An 18,356-nucleotide genomic window follows, 5' to 3' on the forward strand; every position below is an offset into this window, starting at 1 on the left:
CCCCTTTCTCCAATAACCAGCAGGAGTGGTTGTGATGCTAAGATATTTCGCCAGGCGAATGACATTTCTAGCTTTAACTTTGTTGGGAATGACGATCATCATATTTTCAATGCTCCATTTATCTCCTGGAGATCCTATAGATTTGATCGTCGGTCCTAACGTAACCCCTGAAGTGCGGGAAAATATACGACATCAATATGGCTTGGACCAACCCCTGATAGTCCAATATCTTGGCTTTATGAGATCTCTTATTCGCGGCGATTTGGGACAATCGATAATTCAGCATAAGCCCGTATCAGAGTTGATTGCAGAGAGGTTTTACGTCACCTTTGAATTGAGCGTGACGGCTTTGATCATATCATTTTTAATAGCAATTCCCATTGGTATTAAAGCCGCCTTGAAGAGAAATACCGCCACGGATTACTCGCTTATGGCCGCTTCTCTGATCGGCATTTCGATGCCAACCTTTTGGTTTGGGCTGATGCTATTGTATATAGTAGCTTTCAAACTGAGGCTTTTCCCGATTTCAGGTTACGGGACATGGAGGCATCTCTTTTTGCCTGCATTGACGATTGGAATAACCGATGCGGCTTTGGTCGCTAGAATGGTGCGATCTAGCATGCTTGAGGTAATTCGCCAGGATTACATACGCACCGCCAGAAGCAAGGGCCTGCCTGAGCGGGTCGTAATTAACCGTCACGCCCTGAGAAATGCATTAATTCCGATAATTACCTTGTTAGGATTGCGCATAGGATGGATTGTGGGAGGATCTGTCGTAGTGGAGATCGTCTTTGCCAGACCTGGATTGGGAAGGTTGATGGTCGATTCCATTTTGGCCCGCGACTACCCTGTCGTCCAGGGGACAATGGTTGTTTTGACGACCTGCATAATATTGGGAAACCTCCTTGCAGATGTCCTATATGCGGTTGTAGATCCGCGTATAAAGTTGAGATGAAACAAGAAGGTTGATAAGGTGGCGATTATATATGGCTGAAGAGGTAGCAGGTGCCAGGATTGCCAGAAGCGAGAGCGCCTTCTGGCATTTGATGAAGCGTTTGTTTCGCAATAAAGCCGCGGTCTTTGGGTTGGTCATCATAGTGTTGATGTTTCTCTGCGCCATTGCGGCTCCGCTGATAGCCACTCATGATTACGCTAAACAGGATTTGCCGTCCATGCTGCAATCACCATCGAGGGCCCATTTGTTCGGCACCGACGAATTTGGGCGCGATATTTTTAGTCGGGTGATCTATGGTTCGAGAGTCTCTCTTAAGGTTGGCTTTCTGGCCGTGGGCATTTCTCTCTTCGCAGGACTTCTCTTGGGAAGCATCGCCGGTTATTACGGTCGTATTTTGGACAGCGCCATATGTGCGTTGATAGATATAGCTTTAGCCTTTCCCATGACGTTGCTCGCAATAGCCATCATCGCCATCCTTGGACCAGGTTTGTTCAACGTATGTCTGGCCATAGCGCTTTCCTCCTGGGGGTCCTTTGCCCGCATCACGCGGGGTCAATTTCTATCCCTGAAAAGCCAAGAGTTCATAGAAGCAGCTAAGATTCTCGGATATTCCGATCTTAGGATTATATTACGCCACATTTTACCAAATTCCCTGGCTCCTTTGGTCGTCTTGACGACGCTCGAGGTACCAAAGGCCATAATCGTAGAAGCGACGCTGAGTTTTTTGGGGCTCGGGATACAGCCCCCTTTGCCCAGCTGGGGTTCGATCATGAGTTCTGGCCGCTCCTTTCTTTTCGATGCTCCCTGGATAACGGTCTTTCCCGGGCTGATGATCATCTTGATTGTCATGGGTTTTAATCTCTTCGGTGATGCCCTGAGGGACACCCTTGACCCGAGACTTCGAAACTAAAAATATGGAGGAGTGTAAAAATCTTGAAGCCTATAATCGGAATAAGCAGCGTATGGTCGGCTGAAACGTGGTCAAGCGATGAGAATAAAGTCGGTTGCATCTATATTGGCAAGCAATATGTCGATGCTATTTTATACTCTGGCGGCACTCCCTTCATCCTTCCCATGATCAACGAGAGGGAATTATTGATACCCCTAATTGAGGATATCATGATGGTGATCGATGGCCTCCTGCTCAGTGGGGGTGGCAGTCTGGAGGGAATCCCGTCGCAGACGACGCGCCCTACCTTGACGGAACAACAACCCAAAAGATATGAATTCGAGAAAGAATTGCTCCTTCATGCCCGCATGAAGGGAATGCCCATTTTGGGCATCTGCCGAGGCTGCCAAATGATTGCTGAGGTGTTTGGAGGGAAGATGGATTACTCTCATTTTTTGCAGGGCCATCGACAAAAGGAGTCGGGAGATCACCCGACTCATAATGTTAGAATAACTGACAATACGAAGGCGAAGCTCCTCTTGCAGGCCGACAACATGCTGGTCAACAGCTTTCACGTGCAATCCATAGAGTCCGTACCCGAAGGCTTTATCGCAAGCGCCATATCCGATGATGGGGTCATCGAAATAATCGAATCCACTCTGGATCCTTTCGTAGTGGGCGTTCAGTTTCATCCTGAGGAGATGTTGCTATCCAGCGAACAGGCAAAGAGGATCATCGATCTTTTCGTCGAAAGCGCCAGGGACTTTAAGAAAACTCGATCGTAGTCAAGCTGCAACATAGCGATTTAAAAATTTATGATTATTAGAAAGGAATAATATGTTAGATATAATTATAAAAAATGGAATTATAATAGATGGGTCCGGCAAAAAGAGATACATTTCAGATATAGGAGTAAAAGATAATTATATTTGCAAAATTCAAAGCAACATCGAAGATTGCGCCGCAAGATACATAGACGCCAAGGATTTAATAGTGTCTCCGGGCTTTATAGACGCTCATAGTCATTCTGACTTTACTATCTTTATAAATAATTTTGGAGAGAGCAAAATAAGGCAGGGCATAACTACTGAGGTGGTCGGAAATTGCGGATTTACTGCTGGACCTATAGTATCTGAGCATAAAAATGAGCAGTTGCAATATTTAGCCAACACAATTGTATTAAACGATGAAATGGAAAAAATATGGGATTGGAAAAGCCAAAAAAGTTTTTTGGATTATTCTTCTAGGGATGGAATGTCCTTCAATCTAGCACCCTTAGTGGGACATGGAATGATCCATGTCGGCGTAATGGGGTTTGACCAGAGAAAACCTACGCATGATGAAATGGATAAGATGAAGGCATTGCTAAAGTCAGAACTGGATAGTGGATTTTATGGTCTATCCACAGCCTTTCAATACGAACCAGGTAACTTCATCGATATGGACGAGATTGCCGAATTATGCGAGATGATAAGAGATTATGGCGGAATCTATGCCATCCACATGAGAGACGAAGGCAAGGATTTAATACTTTGTGTGAAACATGCCATAGAGATAGCGAGAAGGACTGGAGTAAGAATTCAAATATCGCACTTAAAGGCCACTTACAAGCCCAATTGGGGCAAAGTCAATGAAGCCTTAACTTTGATAGACGAGGCTGAAGACGCCGGCCTTGATGTTGGATTTGACGTTTACCCCTATACGGCCTATGGTAGCGGCCTTATCGATTTAGTCCCACCCCGGGCAAAAAGAGACGGGCCCAAAGAAATGGTAAACCTTCTTAAATACGAAGAGACTAGACGAAGAGCGGTAAAGGACATGGAAGAGGGATTAGAAGATTGGGAGACGATAATGGTCTGCGATGACTGGGACGAATGCGTCAAAGTAGCCTTATTAAAGAGTGATAAGAACAAAAAATACGAAGGAATGACGATAAAGGAAATAGCCGAAGACATGAAATGCACCCCTTATGAAGCCGTCATTCAATTGTTAATCGATGAAGATGCTTCCGTGAAGTGCATATTCTTTGCCATGTGCGAAAAGGACTTGGTCTACGTCATGTCTCATCCCGAAGCTTGCTTTGGAACAGATGGAAGGGCATGCGCGACCTACGGGGAATTGAGCAAAGGTTCTGTGCACCCCCGTTATTACGGCACCTATCCTCGTATAATGGGACATTACACAAGGGAAGAAAAAGTCCTGACCTTGGAGGAAGCCGTGAAAAAATCGACGTCATTGCCTGCGGAGAGGTTCAACATACGAAAACGTGGAGCCATAAAAGAAGATTATTTTGCCGACATAACCATATTTGATCCCGATGTAATCATCGACACAGCCACATTTGAAAACCCCCATCAATATCCAAAGGGAATTGAGTACGTAATAGTAAATGGCCAAATGGTCATTGAGAAGGGTTTTCATACTGGAAATCTCCCTGGCCTCGTATTAAACAAGATTGCAGGGGTTAAAGATTAAATTGTTTCGAAACCGATTAACAAGTCGGCGCAGCCGCTTTTTTCGGCCGCCTGCAGTAATTTTTCGTCCCGAACGATATTAAAAGAGCTTTGCCTGACTATTTATTAAAAAAGTCTATGATCAATAACATCATCTTGTATTATAACAATAAATTGGGAAAGGGTGTCTGAAAAGGGGCGGTTTTCAAGTTTTAACCGACGCTTACGCCTTCGTTCCACAGGCGTTCTTCTGCAGTCTCGCTAGCAACCACCAGGGGAAGAATCCAAGAGTCTTTCGGCTCAAGGGATACCGCACAGCCGGGAGAGAATGTCGACCTGCCAAGCTCAGAGACAGGCCATGTCTCGCCCGTCAACTCCTGCTTTAAAAGATATCTGGCGGCTGTACCCCAGAATGCTGCATTTTTTTATCGTCTCAAAAAATTTTTGTTGACAAACTATGACATGTCGTATAACATAATTGTCAACCTAAAACTTTGCGAAATGGAGGAGGCGCCAAGTGATGATAGGACAACGTTTCTTAGCTACGTCAGGGCAATGTGTCAGTGCCATTAGCAACATGTGCGCCTCCATATCCGGCGGTTATTACTTTAGCAACGGCCAGTGGCGTTATTATTACGCTTCTGGCCCTTTTTCTTATGGAGACCGACCGCCGGGTGGGAAAGATTACTTTAATTTCAGATAGTAGAGTAACATAATAGCAGATTAAATCCGGGGTTCGGTCTCAAAGCCGAACCTCGGATTTTTTTATTTCAAAAGGGAGGGAAAGAAGATGGAAAGAGCCATCGTAAAGACAAAAAGAGGAGAATCGGCAGGAAGGCTTTTAATGAAATTGGACCAAATAGGGATAAGGGCCAGGATCGCAAAGGAGGAACCAGAGGCAATCCTGTTGGCCGAAGGGGAGATCGACGAGACCAGCATAAAGACGATGCCGGAAGTAGATCAGGTGACCAAGGTTAAGTTGCCCTTCTCTTTGGCAAGCAGAGAGTGGCATAAAAAAGACAGCGTAGTGAATATAGCACCGGGAATCTCCGTTGGCGGAGGAAACGTTCTCATCATTGCCGGCCCCTGTGCTGTAGAGGGAAAGGAGCAGATTGTAAAGACGGCACAATCGGTAAAAAGATCCGGAGCACTGGCGCTTAGAGGAGGCGCTTACAAGCCGAGGACCAATCCGTACACCTTCCAGGGGCTCGGCATCGAGGGCTTGGCTCTGCTGGCAGAGGCAAAAAAAATCTCGGGCCTTCCGATCGTCACGGAAATAATGACCCCCGAAGACATCGACTTCATGCTCCCCCACACCGACATCCTGCAGGTCGGTTCCCGAAACATGCAGAACTTCTCCCTCCTCAAGGCCTTAGGCAAGGTCGACAAACCAGTTCTGCTTAAAAGGGGCATGATGGCCACCATAGATGAATGGCTACAAGCTGCGGAATACATCATGGCCGGAGGAAACTTCAACGTCATACTCTGCGAGAGGGGAATAAGAAGTTTCGAAAAAAGGACGAGAAACACCCTGGATCTAAACGCCGTCCCCCTGGTCAAGAGCTTAAGCCATTTGCCTGTGATCGTAGATCCCAGCCACGGAACGGGAAAGAGCGAGCTCGTTCCCAGCATGAGCCTGGCTGCCCTTGCCGCGGGAGCGGACGGCCTGATCGTAGAGGTGCACCCGAATCCCGAGGAAGCGGTAAGCGACGGCGACCAATCGCTCGACCTGGAGGAGTTCGACAAACTGATGAAATCGATCAAAAGACTGCTTTCCGTGATGCCCGAAAAAACTCTGGAGGGATCGAAGTGCTCTGTAGCAGCGTAGGCATCGTAGGGCTTGGGCTTATAGGCGGTTCCATGGGGAAAGGATTGCTCGAAAGCCGCTCCGTCGACAGGGTCCTAGGTTGGGACGTGGACGGAAAGGTGCTGGAGCATGCCCTTTCATCAAAAGCCATAACTTCGATCGCCAGCCCGGAAGAAACGGTCGAAGAAACCGAACTTTTGATCATAGCCACCCCGCCAAGCAAAATGACCGCCTTAAGCAAAACATTGGCCCCTCTTGCGGGTAAAAACTTAAAGGCCGTTGTGGATACGGCCAGCACCAAATCTGCTCTGTCAAAGGAATTATCCCTTATCTGGAAGGAAAAATACGTAGGGCTTCATCCCATGGCGGGCAAGGAAAAGGGCGGCATCCAAAACGCAACAACAGAAATGCTCTATGGCGCCGTTTGCGCGCTGGTTCCCACCGAAATTTCTGACGGCGAAGCTACGAAGATGGCCAAAGACCTCATCTGCGCCCTAGGCATGCTCCCCATAATAACAGCTCCGGAAGAACACGACGAAATTGTGGCCCTTACGAGCCATCTTCCCATGTTTGTGGCCATTAGCCTTGCCTTGTCGGCATTCAAGGGAGCTTCTAAAAACCGCAAACTTCCATACTTCATAGCCGGCGGTTTCAAAGACACCACGAGAGTGGCATCTTGCCCTCCCTGGCTCGTAACCGACGTATGGGAGACGAATAGAGGCTTTATAAAAAAGGCGATAAAGGAATTTATAGATATTTTATCCAAGTTGTCAGAGGTAGAGCCGGAGAGTTTATCCGATTTGGCGACTGAGGCCAAAGAGGCAAGGGAATCACTGCTAAAGCGTCGAGGTGAGATAAGTGATAGAAATTAGACCGCAAGAAGGAATTGTCGGCGAGATAAAGGTACCGGGTGACAAATCAATATCCCATAGAGCTGCCCTGCTGGGGTCTCTTTCGAGGGAAGGCATAGAAGTGGAAAATTTTTCTCCGGGGGAGGACTGCGCGAGCACCCTTTCGTGCCTTAGGACGATGGGCTGCGAAGTCAACAGAGATGCCGTCTCAGGTAAGGTATCGGTAAAAGCTCCTGACGGTTTAAAAGAGCCAAGCGATGTCTTGGACGCCGGAAACTCCGGGACCACGGCCAGGCTCATATTGGGACTGATATCGGGAATCCCCAACATATTTGCCGTCATCACGGGCGATGAAAGCCTGAAGAGAAGGCCTATGGGAAGAGTTGCCAAGCCGCTAGTCGTTATGGGCGCAAAGATAGACGGAAGGGAATTCGGAGAGAAACTTCCCCTGGCGGTTAGAGGAAGAAAGCTTACGGGCGGCGTTCACACCCTCCAGGTGGCAAGCGCTCAGGTGAAGACGGCAATACTTTTCGCCGGCCTTAGAGCGCAGGGAGCAACTACAGTGATCGAGCCTACCCTTACGAGGGACCACACGGAGATAATGCTGGAACACCTGGGAATCCCTATCTTCAGGAAGGGCCTGAAGGTCACTGTGTACCCCGCTTCTACCCTTAAGGGAGCAAGCTGGACCATACCAGGAGATTTTTCTGCTGCCGCCTTTTGGATAGTGGCTGCAGCCATTACCGAGAAAAGCGAGCTCCAAATCAAAAAGGTCAACGTAAATCCTACGAGGACAGGCCTTCTAAGGGTGCTTCAAAGAATGGGGCTGGATTACAACATCGAAGACGAGATCTTGAGCGGGGGAGAAAGGATGGCCACCATCACGGTGAGGTCGTCGTCTCTTAAGGGCACAAAGGTAATGCCCGAAGAGATACCCTCCATGATAGACGAACTTCCCGTCCTGGCCGTAGCAGCCACCCAGGCAGAAGGGACCACCGAAATAAGGGACGCCGGCGAGCTCAGGGTAAAGGAAAGCGACAGGATTCATGCCATGACTGAAGGCCTCAAGAGGATGGGCGCCCAAATAGAAGAGCTTCAAGACGGCTGGATCATAAAGGGCAAAACAAAACTTTCCGGCGCAAGGCTCAAAAGCTTCGGCGATCATCGGATAGCAATGGCCCTTACTGTAGCCGGATTGGCCGCAGACGACAGTGTGATACTTGAAGGCGAAAGTTGCGTACACATATCCTACCCTTCCTTTTTCGAGGACTTAAAGGCCCTGACGGCGAGATCCCAACCGAAGGAGAGGGTGTCGTCATGAGCATTCGCATGCTGTCCTGCGGCGAGTCACACGGCAAGGGTTATCTGATCATTGTCGAAGGTCTGCCGGCAGGCCTTCCCATATCGAAGGACTGCATCGAAGAGCAGCTTTCCAGAAGAAGGCGTGGCTACGGCAGAGGGGAACGCATGAAACTCGAAAGAGACGAGTTCGAGTTTTACAGCGGCGTCAGGGGAAAAGTTACGACGGGAAACCCCATTGGGGTGGTCCTTCACAACAGCGAATGGGAAAAGTGGAAGGACTCCATGGACGCCTTCGAACTGAAAGAAGACGAGGCCAAAGAGAGGGAGATAACAAAGCCAAGGCCGGGACACGCCGACGCGTCTGGCATGGCAAAGTTCGGATTTGAAGAGGCAAGAAACGTATTGGAGCGGACAAGCGCAAGAGCCACCGCTGCCTGGACGATAGCAGGGACATTATGCAGGAGGCTTTTAGAAGACCTAGGCGTAGCCGTGAGAAGTTCCGTCACATCCGTAGGACCACGATCGATCGGCCTGCCCCGAAGCGAGGAAGAATGGACCAGGGCCTGTTCTTCCGACATGGGCCTTCCGAGGGAGGAAGACGAAGAAGAAATTATGTCGATCATAGACGAAGCCAGAAGCTCCGGCGATTCCCTGGGCGGTACTTTCGCAATATCCGTGAAAAACATCCCCGCCGGTATAGGATCTTACAGCGAATGGGACAGGCGCCTGGACGGACGCCTTGCTCAGGCTTTGATGTCCATACCTTCCGCCAAGGGAGTGGAGATAGGCGGCGGTTTCGGCCTTTCGCAGAGGCCGGGCAGCGAAGTACACGACGAGTTCGTACTCTTCTCGGGCCTTTGGACTCGCCGGACGAACAACGCCGGCGGTATAGAAGGTGGCGTAACTAACGGCGAGGAATTGACCCTTCACGTCGCCCTAAAGCCAATCCCTACTTTGAAAAAGCCCCTTCGCACCTTCGACGTGCGGATTAAAAGGGAAACTTCGGCTCACGTGGAACGGGGGGACGTTTGCGTCGTGCCCGCTGCCTCTGTGGTGGGAGAGGCGATGACGTCGCTGGTGCTCGCACAGGCCCTGTGTGAGCAATTCGGCGGCGACAGGATGGAAGATTTGCGATCCCGATTCGAGGAACATACAAAGAGGACGAGGAGGATGTTTCATGTCTGACATAGCTCAAATTACAAAGATAAAGGAGTCTCAGGACAAAGGTAAGGCTGTTTCAAAACCCTTCAGACTCTACCTGGGCGGATTCATGGCAGCGGGCAAGACGTCTGTCGGAAGAAAGCTTGCGGAGCTGACGGGCTTCCCCTTCGTCGATACCGATGACCTCGTGGAGGCCATGGCTGGGATGAGCGTAGCCGAGATATTCCAAAAGTATGGTGAACTTTATTTCAGAGCTCTCGAAGCGGAAGCCTTAGAGGAGACTTTCAAGCTTAAAAACGTGATAGTAGGCCTCGGCGGAGGTGTGCTCGTCAACCCCGAGAATAAGGCAAAGATTTTCGCGAATGGTACTTTGATAATTTTGGACGCTGCCATAGAAACGATCCTAAAACGGGCATCCAACGAACCCGGCAAGAGACCTCTCCTGAAAGAAGAATCCGTGGCAGAACTCATGAATCGGAGGCGAGAAGCCTACAGCAAGGCTCACATCCGCGTCCGGACGGACGACCTCTTCGTTGATGAAGTAGCCATGAGCGTAATGGATATGCTCGCCGACATCTTTCCCGAAATCAGACAACCCAAGAAAGTCGAAACGATCCCAGTAAAAACGGCAAATGCAGAATATCCCGTCCTGGTGGGTAGCGACATATTGGCTTCTTTCGAGGACATTATGTCGGAGATCGTCCCCAAAAAATTCAGCTCTGCCTTTTTGGTAAGCGACCCCCTTACCTTCTCCTTATTTTCCAGGAACTTCAAAAACTTGAAGGACGTACACTTGCTGCCTAGAGGAGAAAGGGGGAAATCCTTAAGCCGGCTTTCGCTGCTCTACGAAGATCTGGCACGAAACAACGTTGACAGGAAGGGGCTTATAGTAGCTTTAGGCGGCGGCTGCGTGGGAGATACGGCGGGCTTTGCAGCCTCCACATGGATGCGGGGCATAGATATCGTACATATCCCCACCACCCTCATCGCGCAGGTAGACAGCGCCATCGGCGGAAAGACCGCCGTAAACCTGCCTGAGGGCAAAAACCTCGTTGGCACCTTTCATCAGCCCTGCGCCGTAATCGTCGATGTAAACTGCCTCCTGAGTTTGCCTGACGAGGAGTTCAGGCAGGGCATGGCCGAGGTCATTAAGTACGGGCTAGGGGAGGACAGGGAATTTCTGAGTTGGCTTTCGGAAAATAGGGACTCGATCGCAGAAAGAGATCCCGAAACCTTGCTAAAAATGGTAAAACGTTGTATAGAGCTCAAAGCATCGGTGGTGGAAGAAGACGAAAGAGAGACGACGGGGGCAAGAAGCCGCCTCAATCTCGGCCACACGATTGCCCACGGGCTGGAAGCCCTTCAGGGATACGGCGGCATAAAACACGGAGACGCCGTGGCCGTCGGAATGGTCGTGGCGACGCACCTTGCCGTCATACTTGAATTGGAAAGCAAAGGCACACTGGCCGAGCTCCTCGACCTGCTCGAACATTTCGGCCTGCCCACAAAACCCGGCGCAGATTTCGACAGTATTCTCCCTTACGTCATGAGGGACAAAAAGTTCGTCGGTTCAAAGCCCATGTTCGTTCTGCCGAGGGAAGGCTACAAATGCGAGATGATGGAGGTAGATACAGACCTTTTAAAAAAGGCCTACGAAAGGGCCGGAGGCCGATAATTCGAAGATATCGACCATTGCAGGAAGACAACCTGATGGGCTTAGTTAAGCTCATCTTCTTATTTGAGGGTAAGAGCCCAGGACGCGAAGCCTTTCCACCCTCGAATTCATCGTTGCGAGGGCTTCCTTTACCTTCTTGTCTTCTGCGTCTCCCTCGAAATCGACGAAAAAGAAATACTCAAAGGGATTTCCCGGAAGGGGGCGAGACTGGATCAGAGTGAGGTTAAGCCCTGCCCTGTACAGGGGCTCCAAAGCCCGAAATAAAGTGCCCGGCTTGTGGGATACATTAAACAATATGGATGTCTTGTTTTTCTTGGACCTGCCTTCGCAAGCATGTCCGACAAGCCAGAACCTCGTGGCATTGTAAGGCCTGTCCTCAATGCCCTCCTCTAAAATGTTAAGACCTTTCAGTTCGGCCGCCAGCTTTCCGCAGATGGCGGCGCTCTTTTGTTTCGACTTTGCGATGTTAGCCGCATAGCTAGTGCTTGAAGTGGGTATTAGCCTCACTCCCGGCAGGTTTCTGCTAAGCCAGTTTCTGCACTGCCCGAAGGGCTGGGGGTGGGAGTAAACCTCTTCGATGTCGGAAAAAGAATTCTCACAGCTTGCCAACACCAGCCTTATGGGAAGCTGTCCCTCCCCTATGACAGATAAACTTTGATCGGCAGTGGCAAAGGCATCCAAAGTGGCGTATACGGTGCCCTCCGTGGTGTTTTCCACGGGCACGACGCCCATTTGAGCTTTTTCCTTCGAAATGGAGCTTAAGACCTGTGCCGGGTCTTCGACGAAGACAAGATCTATTGACCTCCCCAATAGAGCAAAGGCCGCTTCGTGGGAAAAGGAACCCTCGGGTCCCATGCAAGCGACGGTGGCAGGCCTTTGAACGGACCTGCAAAAGGATATCACCTCGCCAAAAAGCAGGCGGACGAATTTGGGATCCACATCTCTGGCCAAGCCGCAAAGCCTGTCCAGGACCTCAATTTCCCTCAAGGGATCGTAGACAGGAGCGTCACCTTTAACCTCGCCTATCCCTTTGGCCAGGCTGACCCGCCTTTCAAGAAGACGAAGCAACTCCTCGTCTATGGATTCGATCTCTTTCCTCAAAACGTGAAGATCCTGATCGGACATCTCCAGGCCTCCCTCTTTTCGTTTCTAGCAATTATACAATATCTCTGAGGGCCAAGCCCAGCGATGCCTCCCAGCCATATCCTTTGGGCCGCTCACGGGACGAAAAACTATCCCAGGGATTAAACAAAACCGTAACAAGGTTCAGTACAGATTGCGCCTCTGTCTTTAACGACGCCCCAAATTTATCGGAGGCGACCAAAAACAAACGATCTATTTCGATCCAGGGATAAAAACCGTATAGATAATCCAAGGTAAACTTTATCTCTTTTATGAAACTTTGGATTACATTTTCGGAGGCCGTTTTTCGTCCTACCATAACGGGCCTGTAAAATATGTCATTTCCTCTGTAATTCAATGAGATCATGGAAATTGAGTCACCGGGAAACAAACACAACGCCCCTCTGTCAAAAGACGAATCGCGGCGCCTTGCGCTTTCAACATGAAAACCTACCGTTCTCGTTAGGGCCAGGCTAACGGGCTCCAAAGCGGAGGGCAAAAAACCCGCTTTCATGGCAGCTTCCATAATTTTATCCACAAGGTCCTTTCCGGAGGCAGCGACAAGATATTTTTTAAATGATCCCTTCTCATCTATGCCATTACAGCGAGGAAAGTCAATCTCCACTATATCATAATAGGCTTTTTCGCCGGAAATAGGAAAAAGATCTTCCAATTGCCAGTAAAGCGATTTTTTTACGTCCTCAAAGTCCATATCCCCTGGAAAGTCGGCAAACCCGATATGGCTATCCCTTATAGGAATGCCAAAGGCTGCTTTTATCTTTCCAAAGCAGCCTATCTTCAGCTTTAATTTTCTAAGTGCTGTATACAATGAATCAGTGTCTCTAATGCTTTCCGTCTTTATTGTTTTTTGAGAAAGGTAGACCTTAATATGAGCGTTGCATTTTATGGATCTGCCTTCCCTTTCAAGCTCCACGTAGCGAAGTCCTTCTCCTGTTATGGATATGCCGCGGCGTAGATTCCGTTTCATAAGATCACTTCCGTTCGTATATGCTGGATCGATAATAACACCATACGGCAAATTTAGGCATCAGGATTAGGTATACTTTATATGAATGTATTTCTTAGCAGGCTCCTTTCTGTGGCTCCGTAATTCATATCTTTATCCTGCAGTGCTTCTCCAGCGCCAAAAGGTAATCCCTAAGTTCGCGGAAATCTTCGTGGAAGGCGGTTATTCCGTAACGTTCAAATTGATAGTAACAATCTCTTTCAAGGGAATTGATCAGCCAAAGGATTTGCCGTCCGAGGTCCAGAACGTAGCTGTCGCCTTCATCGTAGGCCCAGTATTTCGTCAAGACGTCCGAAGCGTTTAACTTTATAAGGCCCTCGACGAATTCATCCAATGTTATCTCGTCCGTATTCAGACGGTACAAAAGCCTTAGGGCTCCTTTCCCGATGCGGACGACCTCTTGAAGAAAGCCGCCTTCATATTTCTCGTTACTTTCGGGGACACCTTTTACGTCTGCCATGGGACATCACTTCTTTTTGAGGGATGCCGTTAATTTTGATGCTATATCGTCTAAGGTCCGGGCAAAAGCGGAATTGGGTTTCTTGTCCACAAGAGGAACACCGTCGTCAACACACTGACCCATATCGAGCTCGATGGGTATATCGCCCAGGAAGGGAATATTCATTAAACGAGCCAACTTTTCGCCCTCGCCTTTTCCGAAGGGATACATCTTTTCTCCACAGGCGGGGCACTTGAGCGAACTCATATTTTCCACGAGACCCAGGAGAGGTATATCGAGCTCCTTTGCGGCACTTATAGCCCGCGAGCATACCATGGCAGAGACCCCCTGCGGGGTGGTAACGACGAGCATTCCGTCCAGCTCAGGTATAGATCTCATCACTGTTTGAACCTCGTCTCCCGTGCCCGGAGGGAGGTCCACAAGCAGAAAGTCGGCCGTTCCCCAATTTACAGATGCTATGAGCTGCCTTATAGCGCGCATCTTGTGAGCACCCTTCCACATTATGGGTTGCTCCTGCGTAGCCCACATGGAGGCCACGGAAACGACCTTTATGCCCTTTAATGAAGTCAAGGGATTGAGACGGAGATCGTGATGTCCGGGATGATCGTGTTCGCTTACGACATCCATCCTTCCCAGCAAACCCAAGGCCCTCGGAACGGCGGGACCGTGAAGGTCGGCATCAAAGATGCAGACTTCATAGCCCCTTCTCTTCAAGGCCGAGGCCAAATTAACGGTTACTACGGTCTTTCCGACACCGCCTTTGCCGCTTAATATGGCAATTTTGTGCTTGATGTCCTTTAAAGCCATTGCCAGAGGTCCTTTGGTCCTGAGCGCCTCCTCTCTGATCCTCGCTTTCATGGCTTCGAATTGTTCTCTTTCAAGGTTAACGTTCACGATTTAACTCACCTCACATCCAACAGGTTTCAAAGTCGGCGCTCCCAAGCCCCATTTTTTCCGCATATAAAAGCATGTCTTGAGGCTTCATCCCCGTTATCTTAAAAAGCTTCTCCTCCGAAGGGCATAATGCCTCACTCTCTTCGGCGATCGAGCCCCTTATGCCAAAGGCCTCGTCTATCAATTGGATAGAGGCGGAATCTAAAGCAACGGGATCGAAGGACATTAAAATGCCTTGATCCGAGATGAAGGGAACGTCCGAAAAGGGGTAACAATCAGGATAGGGAGATACGTCCATTAAAATATTTACGTAAAAGACCTTTCCCTGAAGGGCGATATCGACGGCCAAGGCCGCATCGACTGTTCGCTTTTGAAAACGCCGGGCTGAATCTCTGTCAACAACCACTGCACCCGTCGGGCAGGAGGCCGTGCAGTAATAAGCGCAACCTCTGCAGATTTTTTCTTCGAGTCGAGGCCGACCCTCCTCCACCTGTACCGCACCGTGCGGGCAGTGTATCGCACATTGGCCGCATCCGTCGCAACTATCTTCGATAAAAATAGGGCGCAAGGGAGCATGGATCCTCTCCTTTCCCTTCAAAGACGAACAACCGACACCACAGGAAACTAGCGCCCCCGACAAGCCGGCAAAGGGGTGGGCCGTAACGTGAGATATGACGACGAGAGCTTGAGACTCGGCTACGGCCCTTGCTACTTCTACGCCGCCCAGTTCTTCTCCTTCGACGGGGATCAACAGATCTTCTTCTCCCGTATATCCGTCGGCCAACATGGGACTTTTACCCAGGCTCGTCACGTCAAAACCGTGCAGCGCTGCCGCTTCAAGCCACCTGCTGCCCACCTCCGAGGCCTTCGAGTTCATGCTCAAGGTATCTACCAGCAGCAAACGCCCCCCAAAAGAGTAGACCGCGTCGACAACTGCCTTGACTAGCAATGGCCTTATGTGATTAAAGTTTTCCCTTTCTCCTACCTCGAATTTGACGGCAATCAGATCGCCCGGAGAAAACATGTCCCCCAGTTCGCTTCGTTTTAAAGCCTCCCCTAAGCGCTTTATCAAGTTCGAGGAGCTGTATTGCTCCCTTGCGCCCACAGAATGCACGACTGACATATTGTTAGTCCTTTCCTACGGCGTCAGCCCATTCCTTGACGGGCAGTTTCTTTAAATACTTCTTTCTGTCGCCTGGCTTGAATTCTTCATGGCTCGGCTTTTCCTCGAAGGGAACCCTCTTATAGGGCGCAGCCTCAAGGACGAAATCGCGCTTCTTCCACATCTCTCTCTGGATGAGGGTCGTAGGCGTCGGCCTGATCTGCCACTTTGCAATGTGCTCTTCGTTATAAGGAGGCGTATAGGTTACTATCTCATATTCCATATTGCCCAATCCATTTTTAACGCCTGCCGTAAGCTGGTACCTTGGAGAGGTGCCCTGGGTTATCGCGAACTTGTCCTGCCCCTGTTTGTAGCCGCCCTCCACGCCTTCCAAGGCCTTGTTGGCACCGCCTGGATATGCCGGAGCGGCATCGATCATGTCAAGTATGGCGGCATCGATGGCTACGGGATCCTTAGAGGCGAACACGCCGATGTCTGGCACCACGGGAAGCGTAGCCCAGGGAATGCAGTCGCAGTTGGGATCCACGTCTATACAGTAGGCCATATGTCCGACCTTGCCCTCCTCGAAGGTGAGCATGACGCCTTTGGCCGCATCTGCCATGGCTATCTGCGCATAGGGGAAATAATCGGGAGTGAAGACCATGCACTCATGCCCCGTGAACATGCACGTTATCTGACAGGAGTAGCAAAGCCAGCACTTTTCCGCGTCGAAGTGATGTCCCTTTTCGTCGATGTGATATGCTCCTCTTGGGCAGGAGTCCTCGCATAGCTTGTGGAATGGACAATCCAGACCAAGGCATTTCTCGGGGTACCTTGCGGGCCATCCCAGGAAGTCCTCGGGGCTTCCCCAGTGGGCTAAATGTTCATGGTACTTGCCCCGTTTGGACTGACCGCCTATGCCAATGTTCTTGATGCATCCGCCGTAAGAAGCAACGGGGTGCCCCTTTGCATGGGCCAGGTTTATCATGGCGTCAGCATGCGCTATGGCTGCAGCGACGTACGCCTCTTTAAGCAGGACGCCCGTCGGGACCTCCACCCTCACGTCGTCGTCTCCTGAAAAGCCGTCTGCCACCACGACGGGACAGCCCATGGAGGCCTCGGTAAATCCGTGTCTGGCGGCGGTCTCAAGCGCGAGGTTTCCGATAAACCTGGAGCTGTAGGGATGATAGGTAAGCGTAGTAGTGTCGCAAACGAAAGGTCTTCCTCCGCAGGCCTTGACTTCCTCGACTATTGCGGCAACCAGTTCGGGACGCAAGCACCTTGTCCTGTTCCATTCGCCGAAGTGTATCTTTATGGCTACACTGTCTCCTTTTTCGATGCATTCGTTTAGCTTGGCTTTGTAGAAGAGATCTTTGGCCTTCGGAACAAGGGATTCTACCCAATTTGCTGCGTTGGCGTCGGCAAACCACACCTTTTGTTTTGCCATTTCCAACCCCCCTGTTCGTGAAAACGAGGTATTTTTACATTATTTTAGCACTAACCGCAAAATTTGCAAATGCAGTAATGAATTAAAATAATTTCACATAATCGGCGCAGATTACATGAAATTATTTTTGATATAATAATTTTTATCTAACCAGCAACAGGCAAGCTCCAAAGTTTCAATCATAAGGGGCCAGCAAAGATGAAAATAACTAAGTCAGCGTGGATTTGGCTGTTTACCCTTCTTTTCGTTCTGGGCTTTGGGATCGGCGGGTTTTGTATATTATTAGACCTCTCCTTCGTAGAGGCCTTTTACTACACAATCATTACTCTGGCCACGGTCGGATACAATGCGCCGCCCAACCTCTCCATGGAAGGGATGCTTTTCATTGCCATTCTTGTAATTTTGGGCATCAGCGCAGCAGGCTATGCCGTCAGCCAGGTTACGCGCTATTTTCTCGTCGAAAGAATTTTGACAGCGCTGGGCAAAAGGAGGGACGTCAGGGTGGACAAGCTGGAAAAACACTGGATAATCTGCGGGCTGGGCAGGATGGGCGAAGAGGTCTTTGAACACCTGAGACATTACGATATTCCCTGTATGGCACTGGAAATGTCGGAACAAAAGGTCGCCTGGGCCCGCGAAAAGGGTTGGATAGTCCTTCAAGGGGACGCCCGAGACGAAGATACTTTGGAGAGCGCAGGCGTGAGAAGGGCAGAGGGCCTTATCGTCACCCTGTCGGACGCCTCGGACAACGTCTACGTAATCATAACCGCCCGCTCCTTAAACCCCAATTTGAGGACCATCGCAAGGGCGAGCGACTCCCAGTCCGTCCGCATACTTTACAGGGCAGGTGCTGAAAAGGTAATAAACCCCATCGTTGCTGGAGCAGCGGCCATCGCCAGGGCCTCCATAAAACCGACGGTGGCAAACTTTCTGGAGCTGGTGAATATATCCAGGGACCTGGACCTCGACTTCGACTCCGTTCACATCATGCCAGGAAGCCCCCTCATAGGCAAAAGCCTGGCGGAATCTCCCCTTAGATCCGAATACAACGCCATGGTAATCGCCGTAAAAAGAGATTCCGGAGAGTACATCTATAACCCCACGGGTTCACTGGTGATCGAACAGGGAGACGAGCTCATCGTCTTCGCCGACGGAAAGCGCATGGCAAATTTAAGAAAAGTGGCCGCCGGCCTCAAGGAATAATGCCAAAA

18 protein-coding genes are annotated in these 18,356 nt (G+C 49.9%); 11 read left to right on the forward strand and 7 right to left on the reverse strand.

Translation table 11 applies throughout. From position 1 onward, the window contains the following. The first annotated feature begins 34 nt into the window (after positions 1–34). From HMPREF1705_RS04005 to HMPREF1705_RS04020, 4 genes are read left to right on the forward strand one after another with little or no spacing between them, the layout of a single operon-like run. Positions 35–955, forward strand: a complete 921-nt coding sequence (locus HMPREF1705_RS04005) for an ABC transporter permease (protein WP_040348795.1) — start codon at positions 35–37, stop codon at positions 953–955. A gap of 31 nt (positions 956–986) precedes the next feature. After that, entirely contained in the window at positions 987–1,865 is an 879-nt protein-coding gene (locus tag HMPREF1705_RS04010) for an ABC transporter permease (RefSeq protein ID WP_009202179.1), read from the forward strand. Between the two features lie 23 nt (positions 1,866–1,888). Beyond that, positions 1,889–2,629 carry a gamma-glutamyl-gamma-aminobutyrate hydrolase family protein gene (locus tag HMPREF1705_RS04015; RefSeq protein WP_009202178.1) on the forward strand — a complete coding sequence of 247 codons (741 nt, stop codon included), beginning with the start codon at positions 1,889–1,891 and terminating at the stop codon, positions 2,627–2,629. Positions 2,630–2,681: 52 nt separating this feature from the next. Continuing rightward, a complete protein-coding gene (locus tag HMPREF1705_RS04020; protein WP_009202177.1) occupies positions 2,682–4,319 on the forward strand; it encodes an N-acyl-D-amino-acid deacylase family protein in 1,638 nt (545 codons plus the stop codon). Positions 4,320–4,509: 190 nt separating this feature from the next. On the opposite strand, the gene HMPREF1705_RS10910 is transcribed toward HMPREF1705_RS04020, so the two are convergent. Further along, positions 4,510–4,671 (reverse strand): hypothetical protein, encoded by a 162-nt coding sequence (locus tag HMPREF1705_RS10910; protein ID WP_009202176.1) that lies wholly within the window; start codon positions 4,669–4,671, stop codon positions 4,510–4,512. 146 nt (positions 4,672–4,817) lie between these two features. Here HMPREF1705_RS10910 and HMPREF1705_RS10845 point away from each other — a divergent pair, with 146 nt between their 5' ends. The 6 genes from HMPREF1705_RS10845 (at position 4,818) to aroB (ending at position 11,093) form a co-directional block, all read left to right on the forward strand. Continuing rightward, entirely contained in the window at positions 4,818–5,000 is a 183-nt protein-coding gene (locus HMPREF1705_RS10845; protein WP_131725249.1) for a hypothetical protein, read from the forward strand. 87 nt (positions 5,001–5,087) lie between these two features. After that, the gene (gene aroF, locus HMPREF1705_RS04025; RefSeq protein ID WP_009202175.1) at positions 5,088–6,125 is read left to right on the forward strand and encodes a 3-deoxy-7-phosphoheptulonate synthase; all 1,038 of its coding nucleotides are present in this window, start codon (positions 5,088–5,090) and stop codon (positions 6,123–6,125) included. Next, positions 6,107–6,976 carry a prephenate dehydrogenase gene (locus HMPREF1705_RS04030; RefSeq protein ID WP_040348792.1) on the forward strand — a complete coding sequence of 290 codons (870 nt, stop codon included), beginning with the start codon at positions 6,107–6,109 and terminating at the stop codon, positions 6,974–6,976. The genes aroF and HMPREF1705_RS04030 overlap by 19 nt, the downstream gene beginning before the upstream one ends. Next, positions 6,963–8,276: a 3-phosphoshikimate 1-carboxyvinyltransferase gene (gene aroA / locus HMPREF1705_RS04035; RefSeq protein WP_009202173.1), complete on the forward strand. Its 1,314-nt coding sequence runs from the start codon at positions 6,963–6,965 to the stop codon at positions 8,274–8,276. Before HMPREF1705_RS04030 ends, aroA begins: the two co-directional genes overlap by 14 nt. After that, positions 8,273–9,442 carry a chorismate synthase gene (gene aroC / locus HMPREF1705_RS04040; protein ID WP_009202172.1) on the forward strand — a complete coding sequence of 390 codons (1,170 nt, stop codon included), beginning with the start codon at positions 8,273–8,275 and terminating at the stop codon, positions 9,440–9,442. Before aroA ends, aroC begins: the two co-directional genes overlap by 4 nt. Then, positions 9,435–11,093, forward strand: a complete 1,659-nt coding sequence (gene aroB / locus HMPREF1705_RS04045) for a 3-dehydroquinate synthase (protein WP_009202171.1) — start codon at positions 9,435–9,437, stop codon at positions 11,091–11,093. The genes aroC and aroB overlap by 8 nt, the downstream gene beginning before the upstream one ends. Before the next feature lie 51 nt (positions 11,094–11,144). On the opposite strand, the gene pheA is transcribed toward aroB, so the two are convergent. The 6 genes from pheA to HMPREF1705_RS04075 all read right to left on the reverse strand — a co-directional run bounded on the left by pheA (position 11,145) and on the right by HMPREF1705_RS04075 (position 17,145). Next, complete coding sequence (gene pheA / locus HMPREF1705_RS04050; protein WP_009202170.1) at positions 11,145–12,218, reverse strand: prephenate dehydratase; 1,074 nt, start codon at positions 12,216–12,218, stop codon at positions 11,145–11,147. Positions 12,219–12,249: 31 nt separating this feature from the next. Next, positions 12,250–13,203, reverse strand: a complete 954-nt coding sequence (gene pilM, locus HMPREF1705_RS04055) for a type IV pilus biogenesis protein PilM (protein WP_009202169.1) — start codon at positions 13,201–13,203, stop codon at positions 12,250–12,252. A gap of 124 nt (positions 13,204–13,327) precedes the next feature. Then, positions 13,328–13,702 (reverse strand): hypothetical protein, encoded by a 375-nt coding sequence (locus HMPREF1705_RS04060; RefSeq protein WP_009202168.1) that lies wholly within the window; start codon positions 13,700–13,702, stop codon positions 13,328–13,330. Positions 13,703–13,708: 6 nt separating this feature from the next. After that, positions 13,709–14,596, reverse strand: coding sequence for an Mrp/NBP35 family ATP-binding protein (locus HMPREF1705_RS04065; RefSeq protein ID WP_009202167.1), 888 nt, complete (start codon positions 14,594–14,596; stop codon positions 13,709–13,711). 13 nt (positions 14,597–14,609) lie between these two features. Next, a complete protein-coding gene (locus HMPREF1705_RS04070) occupies positions 14,610–15,719 on the reverse strand; it encodes a DUF362 domain-containing protein (protein ID WP_009202166.1) in 1,110 nt (369 codons plus the stop codon). Between the two features lie 4 nt (positions 15,720–15,723). After that, a complete protein-coding gene (locus tag HMPREF1705_RS04075; RefSeq protein WP_009202165.1) occupies positions 15,724–17,145 on the reverse strand; it encodes a DUF362 domain-containing protein in 1,422 nt (473 codons plus the stop codon). 198 nt (positions 17,146–17,343) lie between these two features. Between HMPREF1705_RS04075 and HMPREF1705_RS04080 the strand changes: the two genes are divergently transcribed. Continuing rightward, the gene (locus HMPREF1705_RS04080) at positions 17,344–18,348 is read left to right on the forward strand and encodes a potassium channel family protein (RefSeq protein ID WP_009202164.1); all 1,005 of its coding nucleotides are present in this window, start codon (positions 17,344–17,346) and stop codon (positions 18,346–18,348) included. Positions 18,349–18,356 lie beyond the last annotated feature (8 nt).

This window comes from Acetomicrobium hydrogeniformans ATCC BAA-1850 (assembly GCF_000160455.2).
In the GTDB taxonomy this organism is placed as follows: Bacteria; Synergistota; Synergistia; order Synergistales; family Acetomicrobiaceae; genus Acetomicrobium; species Acetomicrobium thermoterrenum.

Coding starts and splice junctions, on each gene's coding strand:
- HMPREF1705_RS04005 (WP_040348795.1), top strand. CDS start 35: ATGCTAAGATATTTCGCCAGGCGAATGACATTTCTAGCTTTAACTTTG.
- HMPREF1705_RS04010 (WP_009202179.1), top strand. CDS start 987: ATGGCTGAAGAGGTAGCAGGTGCCAGGATTGCCAGAAGCGAGAGCGCC.
- HMPREF1705_RS04020 (WP_009202177.1), top strand. CDS start 2,682: ATGTTAGATATAATTATAAAAAATGGAATTATAATAGATGGGTCCGGC.
- HMPREF1705_RS10845 (WP_131725249.1), top strand. CDS start 4,818: ATGATAGGACAACGTTTCTTAGCTACGTCAGGGCAATGTGTCAGTGCC.
- aroF (WP_009202175.1), top strand. CDS start 5,088: ATGGAAAGAGCCATCGTAAAGACAAAAAGAGGAGAATCGGCAGGAAGG.
- aroC (WP_009202172.1), top strand. CDS start 8,273: ATGAGCATTCGCATGCTGTCCTGCGGCGAGTCACACGGCAAGGGTTAT.
- aroB (WP_009202171.1), top strand. CDS start 9,435: ATGTCTGACATAGCTCAAATTACAAAGATAAAGGAGTCTCAGGACAAA.
- pheA (WP_009202170.1), bottom strand. CDS start 12,218: ATGTCCGATCAGGATCTTCACGTTTTGAGGAAAGAGATCGAATCCATA.
- pilM (WP_009202169.1), bottom strand. CDS start 13,203: ATGAAACGGAATCTACGCCGCGGCATATCCATAACAGGAGAAGGACTT.
- HMPREF1705_RS04060 (WP_009202168.1), bottom strand. CDS start 13,702: ATGGCAGACGTAAAAGGTGTCCCCGAAAGTAACGAGAAATATGAAGGC.
- HMPREF1705_RS04070 (WP_009202166.1), bottom strand. CDS start 15,719: ATGTCAGTCGTGCATTCTGTGGGCGCAAGGGAGCAATACAGCTCCTCG.
- HMPREF1705_RS04075 (WP_009202165.1), bottom strand. CDS start 17,145: ATGGCAAAACAAAAGGTGTGGTTTGCCGACGCCAACGCAGCAAATTGG.
- HMPREF1705_RS04080 (WP_009202164.1), top strand. CDS start 17,344: ATGAAAATAACTAAGTCAGCGTGGATTTGGCTGTTTACCCTTCTTTTC.